The following is an 8,052-nucleotide window of genomic DNA, read 5'->3' as shown; positions in this document are numbered from 1 at the left end:
ACCAGCTCTGGAAGAGCCAAACTCAGATGAGATTAACCTGACAACTAAAACCAACTTCTAACGGCTGACTGTCAGATCAAGTCGTGGCTATTACATATCAACCCACCTTGTGCACTTCTATGTAACAAATGGTCACCACATAGTTCACTAAACTCAACTATTCATCTTTATTATAGAACTCTGATTTCCAAGTAGTCATAAACCATTATTTATTATTTTAATCAGAGAGAACTTTTCCATCATCAAAAACAATTTTCTTAATATCTGTACTAACTCGATACTCTCCCTCATACTTTCGCGCTATTTCCAAGCTATTGTCATATCGTATATCATATTCTTTTTTATAACTATTAGGGAAAATTGAGTTATTCTTAAGTTGGCTATTTCTTCTAAGTGGAGTAGCAAAATTAAATACACAATCTTCAATTCTTGACAACTCTTCCCCGAATACGTTCTCAATTATAATATCAAACTTGACATCAGTAACTCTTCGTGGCTCAACTTGATCTGTTCTGACAATATATCCATAGGAAACCCTCATACTTTTTTTATATCGGCTAATATCCTCAAACTCTGGATTACTCCAATCTTGAAACTCAATAATATCATCAGGAGTCAATTGCTTTCTTATCGAATCTTTTAAACTATCAAGTTCTTGATTATACCTATTAGATTTATACGTAATATAAGCTTCTATATAGAATTCCCCATCTAAGTCAGGAATCGTAATAGGCTCATTTCGTTCAAAAAGAATCTTATACCCCCCTTGGTCCCAAGTGGATTTGAGAATATTAATAGAATCTTTACGATCTTCTCCCAAAGACATGTAATATTTTATTCCAGTTTCCTTTAATTCTATTTCACTTTTTGTAGGATCTCCATAATAATCGTTAAAGTATCTGAAAATATTATCTATTTCCTCTTTCCTTGTCGCAGGAAAAGTCTTCTTATATTTAACAGTATCTGATTTTTCCACTATGGAAGTATCTTGAATTAAATCTATATCAATGGATCTAAGCTTTCCTATGTAGAAACCATCATAATTTGGTGTAAATTCTACCTTTAACGAATCTATTCCATCTCCCAATTGCATATAATATGATTGTGTACTGTCTTCACTGTAGAAATTTGTATATCCTAAATCTTTTTCCTCTAAAATACCGATTTCCTCAAGACTGTCAGCATGATTTTTCCAAATTTTTTCAGGGCTTCCCAACTCAAAGCCCCTAATCGGATCTGCTGTTTCTTTCTTTACACAAGTGGTCAATATTGATACTGAAATTAAAAATAGTAAAACCCTCATAACCTCTCTTGTTATCAAGCCTTTTAAAATATTTATTCAATCAAATTAAATGCAACATTCCTATAATCTCTACTCTCAATTAATACTGGATATTCCTCTGACATAATTGTGGACTATAGTCCGTAGCTATAAGATACACTTTCCTTTTACTTATGCAAGAAATGGTAAAAGGAAAGGACATAAGGATCGCTTTTGGCTTAGCCGTTAAAGAATCACGGCTTGCTAAAAATATTTCACAGGAAAAACTCGCCGAACTTGCTCATCTTGACCGGTCATATATCTCTGAATTAGAGAGAGGATTAAAATCGGCTTCCATTGTTACCTTATTCAAGGTTTCAAAAGCACTTGATCTGCTGCCAACAGAACTAATTACACTAACAATGGAGAAAAATCCTGAAAACCAGTAAGACTATCCGCAATTTTTAAGTCTTGCAAATTTTTCTACTGCCAGCGTAGTTACACCAAAATGCCCCCTTTTAAATATCTGAAATATAATATATAACTCTAATTATACTTAACCTTCAACAGCAGTAAAATATCCTATCGTCTTTACAACAAAGTTATATATGACTGAGATATCCACTGATAGTCGCAAGGATTCATCATGAATATAGTCAGACTATCAATTAAACAGGTAATAATCGATCTTTTCATAATGCAAAGGCTGAAATACTCCTACCTCCAATAAATACTATATACAACTAATTAGCCATAGTAAAAGATTATCAACGCCTACACGTTTACAGAAAGTACCTCACCAAATAATACGTTTGTATAAGCTGCAGCCCATTAGGCCTATCTAATAATCTGAAGGTGAAATCATAACCCTGACGAATAAATAAACCGGACAGAGTTCAGTTTACACACCCAACAAAAACGCCTACCATTCTCAAAAAGAAATGTCAAGCAGATAGTCCTCACTTAGTTACCCAAAAATTTGCTTAAAGAAACTCTCCACATCAGTTATTCCCTCTTCAAATTCTACAAACAGACTCTTCAACTCTTCTTTGTTGTATTCACCTGGTGAAAAATTTAGAGCAGCATCTATTTTACTTGAAATATCTGAATCGGGATAGTAATCTTCTATATCACCACTAAGCAATAAAATATCATTCTCTAATAATTCTTTTACTAAATTGCACCGCATTTTGTTTATATCCTTATCATCATCTTTTAAAACTTCTTTCCAACTGTCATCCTGAACCTTCTGAATGAGTGCTTGTAACGCACCTATCTCTTTATCGGATACCATTAATTTATTATCCAACTTTTCAAGCATTACCTCTAATTTTGCAAAGTTTTCTTCCCAAGTGTATTGACCTCCCAACTTTCCGACATAATCAGCGTTGACAATATTATTTTCATTTTCTTCAGCCAGTTCTCTGCATTTTTCTACAAATTCATCACGTTTTGCTTTAACGCTGTCCTTAGAACATGATTTACATACAATGCCATCTACACAATCAATGTCAAGTAATGTATAGACCTGAATACCTAATGAAGACAAAAAATCTTTGAATAATGGTATCCTTCCCTTTCCATGAACAACTAAAATCGGTATACCAGTTTTATCAAAATTCCACTCTTCATTCAAATACGATCCCAGCTTCTCAATTATCAGGCGATCTGACTCTCCTTCAACTAATAGAACTTTATCTGCAAAGATGTAGTTAGAAACATTTTCAATCTGTAGAAGAGTGTTTTGATACCGCTTTTCTTCCTTCTCAATAATACTATTAAAAAGTGTAACCTGAGTACCTTTATCAGAATCTTTTTTAACTAAATTAATAGTTTGCAATGATGGAGGTTGAATCATAAATGGTGAATGTGTAGAAAAAATAACTTGGGCACCACTTTTGTATAATTGACTAAAGGTATGAATCAGTATTTTCTGAAGTTCAGGGTGTAGGAATAATTCTGCCTCCTCATAAAGGATTAGTAGTGACCTACTTACATCAGTAATCTCATCCCCGAATTCTTCGGAATCTTCTGATAACTGTAAATTATTCATTGCTAAATCAGCTAATGTTCTAAACAGACTAAAGATTAGAATACGTTTAACTCCTTCACCAACATTATCAGCGGTTACCTTACTAAACCCTTTCTCATCAATCCATACCTGAGCATTTTTAAACATAACTTGACTTTCTGGTGCTGGGAATTCAAGGGAAACACCAATATTCTCAAAGTTTTCAGCAACATAGCTTGTTATTTGATCTTCTATAATCTTAACACCCTCATGCCTTTCATCAATAATATTTCCTTTATTATCCTTAACAACATTTAGCTGTTTATATACATCTGATATGGCTTCTTCAATAGCTTGATCCAAATCATCTTGAACCTCTGAGGCTAATTCAGATAATAAACTTCCTAACTCACCTGCTCGTGAGGTTTTTGTAGCGTCGGAAATTTCTTTAACTGCTGGCACTGAGATAACTTTAGGTAACATATTTTGAAGGTCTGCAGAAATACCTGTCTTGGGAGCAGCAGGCATAGGCATAAAATCAATTTCTTCGGGCATTTCTTGGACAAACTTTTGATAAGCTTTTGTCCACTCGCCCTTGTTCTGTTCTTTTCCTTCGGTAAGGTATTTCTCCAGTTCTGGGTATTGACCCAGCATTTTCTTCTTGAACTCTACTTTGTCATTTTTGTTATCCCAAGTTTTTAAATGATTCTTTTTGAATTCATCTTTCTGTAGCCTCTTTTCATTTGGATAGAGCGATATAACTTCAAGGTCTTTCTTATTACTCCTCCTACATATTCCAAGCAAATTCTTATCGAGCATTTGCTGTTTCACTGCCTCTCTCTTGTTTTCAATTTCAAGCAGTTGAAAATCACGCTCCTCAACTACAAAATATCCTCTGACATCTATAATATTATCATTATTTCTCTGCCAATGAATTTCCTCATCTCTTTTCTCTCCATTTAGCAAATACTGAATTGCTTTGAGAATATTTGATTTGCCAGCATTATTCTTGCCAATAATACAGTCCAGCCCGTCAAAAATTATAGCATCATCTTCAGTTTGATCCCGAATTGAACGATAATTACGAACCTCCAATCGACTCAGTTTCATAATTATATACCCCGATTTACTTTATAATAAATTTTGAAATAATCTCGATTCTCGATCATTTTAAATATCAGAAACATAAAATATTACTCTCATTAAGCTCATCCTTCAACAACTTTAAAATATCTTATTGTCTTTATCAAAATTGATCATATTAAGACTGACTGGGGTTATTTACTGATTGTCGCAAGGATTCATCATGCATATAGTCAGACTATCAATTAAACAGGTAATAATCGATCTTTTCATAATGCAAAGGCTGAAATACTCCTACCTCCAATAAATACTATATACAACTAATTAGCTTTGGTAAAAAATCATTAACGCTTACCCATTTGCAGATAGCATTTTACCAGATAATACGTTCGTATAAGTTCCAACCCATTAGGCTTAACTAATAATTCAGCTAAGAATTATAATTCTTCATCATGTTGCTCATCAGCCTGCTCTATTGGACACATAGTGCTAATTTTCTTGTCTGCAGTTATCATTGTCTGATAGTAAGATCCTTTTGCAGTAGAATCCTAACAAAAAAAACTGATCGATAACCTTTTGTAGTTATGTGAATACGTTATGTAAAGAGGTTGTGTAAACAAAAAGTGTTCTCTTAGACTTATCTTGAAGATTAGCCTACAAATGATAAAATTAGTTGAGACTTCTTGTTCCTATATATTTAAGTTAGGCATTCGAAACAAAAAGTAAATAACTCAAAAAATTGCTCTATATTTTTAGCGGCTTACCAGCAACAGGTAAGTCAGAACTTTCAAAATATCTTGCAAAAAAACTTGGTGCTGCATATTTGCGGATCGACTCAATAGAACAGTCTTTAAAAAATAACGGTCTCGAAATAGCTGACGGGCAGGGATATGAAGTTGCTTACAAAATAGCATTGGATAATTTAAAATTGGGATTACCCGTAGTAGCTGATTCGGTTAATCCTCTCCCGATCACCAGAGAAGGTTGGAGAAACGTTGCCAACAAGGCTGACAGCCCATATTGCGAAATTGAAATTATTTGTTCAGACAAAGAGGAACATAAAAGAAGAGTTGAATCACGAATCTCTGATGTTGAAGGTTTGCAATTACCCACTTGGAAGGATGTTATCAATCGAGATTACAAAGCCTGGACGGGAAAACGAATTATTATCGATACCGCAAATAATTCAATATCTGCGAATCAAAAATACCAGTCAATACGAAGTGTTTTAAACATAGGATGTCGTTAGGTGTTAAAATAATTCTATAATAATGGATCATTTTTTAAGAACTGATATTACAGTACCAATCGAGAGAGAATATGAGAGATGGATCATAAATGGAATAGAAAATTATTTTGAGAGTCTAAATGTACAGTATCAAAACTTTGCCATAAGTCCAGATTTGGAAAAAAAGTATCCGGCAGATGAGTTCTTCTTTCACCACTCATTCAAATTATTTGGGCTTCAGTTCAAAAAAGCTATCAAAGCCAAAAATAAAAAAGAGCAAACTGGTATAAATTGTGATCGACTCAAATGGGAATTGCATAATCCAAGCGGACAATTCAATTTAATAAAGAATAAATCTGAGCTTTTTTATTGTCTACCAACATTTATAAATAGGAATTATAAAAAAGAAGCTTTGAATCATGCTCTTTTTTGGAGACCAGATAAAAGCAATACGGACATGGCAACTTGGTATGATAATTCTGGCGCTCGAACCTCAAATAAACATCTAAAAAATGAAATGAGATGGGGTTTATTTGCAGAGAAACTAATGTGCTGTGATATAGGAATAAGACATGAATTTGATATCAATAATCCAGAAGGACCTGCAACATTTTTAAATAATTATATCAATCAGTTGCTTGGATATTTATCTGATTTCAGCCCGGACACATTAGAAGAGGAAACCATTATTTATCTCTTTATTGTCGCTAATTTTTAACACCTAACCCGCGTATTAACGCGGACGCACCTCGCCAATTCTTTGCCACTCTTGGTTTTGAGGCTCCTCTTTCGTTAGTTGCTAATTCAACAGTAATTCGGGTGCCGGTTATGCGCAGTGTCGTTATATGGATTGATCAATTCAGTAAATTACTATGAATATTTTTGAAGTTCTAAATCAAGGGAATTCCACATTACATGAACCAAGTATTTCTGCGATGCTTGGATATTTACTCGATACTCGTCGGGATCATGGGTTGGGAGATACTTTTTTTAGAGAGTTTTTATCGCTTTTAAATAGAGAATTAAATGATGATAGATTTGAAAAATATTTAGAAAGATCCTTCATTGATACTGATATCTTTTTGGAAGAACCCTATGAACTAAATGGTTCTACGAAATACATAGATATTCAAATAAGTATTCTAAAAAAAGATAAACAAGGAAATATCCAAGAAGATTTTCGGATCATCATTGAAAATAAAGTTCATGAGAATTCAGTAACTGGAGGGCAACTGGAAAATTATTATCAAGCAATTATTGAAGACGAAAATACTATTGATAATCTTGCTATAGTATATCTTACACCTGTTTCTAATAAAATATCTTTGAAAACAGAGTTCAAAAACCTCCAACTAAAAGATTCTAAACACATAAAAAAATGGATGCAGTGGAATCATAAAAAACACAGCATCATCAATATTTTGAAGCGGATTCTTAAAAAAGAATCTGAGGGAGAAATAAATCCCATAAATGAATATACAAGGCATACCATTAAAGCATTTATTCTATTTCTTGATGCTACGGTTAGCACAAATAAAAATAAAACATACAGGTTTGGTGAGGATATAGGTGAGATTGTAGATAGTCTTACATTAGCAGTTGATGGGGACACGTATAATTATAGAATTGTACGTCGTGACAGTCAGCAAATACAAGTATTTAGAGAAGGCGAAAAAGTAACTGCCAAACCTATACTTAGGAAAATTATTAAAACCAGAAATCTTGATATCCCACTTTCAGGAATAAATACAAGGACAATGGGACGGAAAGTAATTGATCAAATTAAACAAAAAGAGTAGCGCCATATAACAACGGTTTCAACGCGGACTTGACCACTGTTTACTACTTAAAAATTCGTTGGCTTAAATAAATTCCGAGTTTTAACTATCTTATCAACCATAATGCCAAATGGATTAAACCAAAGGTCGTTAGCTGGCTTTATTTACAATCAATAACCTTCATCTATTTTATTTATGGATCAGTCTCTTGAGGCAATTGAAGCAAATAAGAAATCAGGAGAAGAATCTTTTCATAACGGCAATCAAAACTTGCCCTTTGATTTAATAGATTTTTGGCAATGGTATGCATCCAATCTCAAAAGCAATAGAATGAAAGGAATTCTTGCCGAATTTTTAGTTGCAAGAGCTCTTGACTGCGCTAATTCAGTAAGAATAGAATGGGATGCCTACGATGTAATTACAGACGATGGGTTAAAAATTGAAGTCAAAGCTGCATCATATTTACAAACGTGGAATCAGCGCAGATTTTCAAAAATTAGATTTGATATTAGACCCACAAAAGCCTGGAATGCACAAACAGGTGAATATTCAAAAAATAAAGAGCGGTCAGCTGATGTTTATGTTGTTAGTTTACATGAAGTAGTCACGATGAAATCTGACAGTTTAGTTAGATTAGGAGATGCAACCAACTAATCACTAAACCCAGATTCACCATGACTACCCAAGATAA

General features: G+C 33.5%; 7 protein-coding genes. 5 read left to right on the top strand and 2 right to left on the bottom strand.

Annotation, left to right across the window (positions count from 1 at the left end; all coding sequences use genetic code 11):
• Window positions 1-217 precede the first annotated feature (217 nt).
• Complete coding sequence (locus tag BUB16_RS20770) at window positions 218-1,303, bottom strand: hypothetical protein (RefSeq protein ID WP_073068740.1); 1,086 nt, start codon at window positions 1,301-1,303, stop codon at window positions 218-220.
• A 152-nt stretch (window positions 1,304-1,455) separates the two neighbouring features.
• Between BUB16_RS20770 and BUB16_RS20765 the strand changes: the two genes are divergently transcribed.
• The gene (locus BUB16_RS20765) at window positions 1,456-1,710 is read left to right on the top strand and encodes a helix-turn-helix domain-containing protein (RefSeq protein ID WP_084088492.1); all 255 of its coding nucleotides are present in this window, start codon (window positions 1,456-1,458) and stop codon (window positions 1,708-1,710) included.
• A gap of 518 nt (window positions 1,711-2,228) precedes the next feature.
• Here BUB16_RS20765 and BUB16_RS20760 read toward each other — a convergent pair.
• Window positions 2,229-4,382, bottom strand: coding sequence for an ATP-dependent nuclease (locus BUB16_RS20760; protein ID WP_073068739.1), 2,154 nt, complete (start codon window positions 4,380-4,382; stop codon window positions 2,229-2,231).
• 712 nt (window positions 4,383-5,094) lie between these two features.
• On the opposite strand from BUB16_RS20760, the gene BUB16_RS20755 reads away from it, so the two are divergent.
• From BUB16_RS20755 to BUB16_RS20740, 4 genes are all read left to right on the top strand, one after another.
• Window positions 5,095-5,604 carry a P-loop nucleotide/nucleoside kinase family protein gene (locus BUB16_RS20755; RefSeq protein WP_073068738.1) on the top strand — a complete coding sequence of 170 codons (510 nt, stop codon included), beginning with the start codon at window positions 5,095-5,097 and terminating at the stop codon, window positions 5,602-5,604.
• Between the two features lie 22 nt (window positions 5,605-5,626).
• Window positions 5,627-6,301 carry a hypothetical protein gene (locus BUB16_RS20750; protein ID WP_073068737.1) on the top strand — a complete coding sequence of 225 codons (675 nt, stop codon included), beginning with the start codon at window positions 5,627-5,629 and terminating at the stop codon, window positions 6,299-6,301.
• Between the two features lie 154 nt (window positions 6,302-6,455).
• Window positions 6,456-7,382: a PD-(D/E)XK nuclease family protein gene (locus BUB16_RS20745; protein ID WP_073068736.1), complete on the top strand. Its 927-nt coding sequence runs from the start codon at window positions 6,456-6,458 to the stop codon at window positions 7,380-7,382.
• Between the two features lie 174 nt (window positions 7,383-7,556).
• A complete protein-coding gene (locus BUB16_RS20740) occupies window positions 7,557-8,015 on the top strand; it encodes a hypothetical protein (protein ID WP_073068735.1) in 459 nt (152 codons plus the stop codon).
• The last annotated feature ends 37 nt before the right edge of the window (window positions 8,016-8,052 follow it).

Origin of the sequence: Fodinibius roseus, from assembly GCF_900129315.1 — a bacterium.
In the GTDB taxonomy this organism is placed as follows: domain Bacteria; phylum Bacteroidota; class Rhodothermia; order Balneolales; family Balneolaceae; genus Fodinibius; species Fodinibius roseus.
This window is presented reverse-complemented; position numbering and strand designations above follow the sequence as displayed.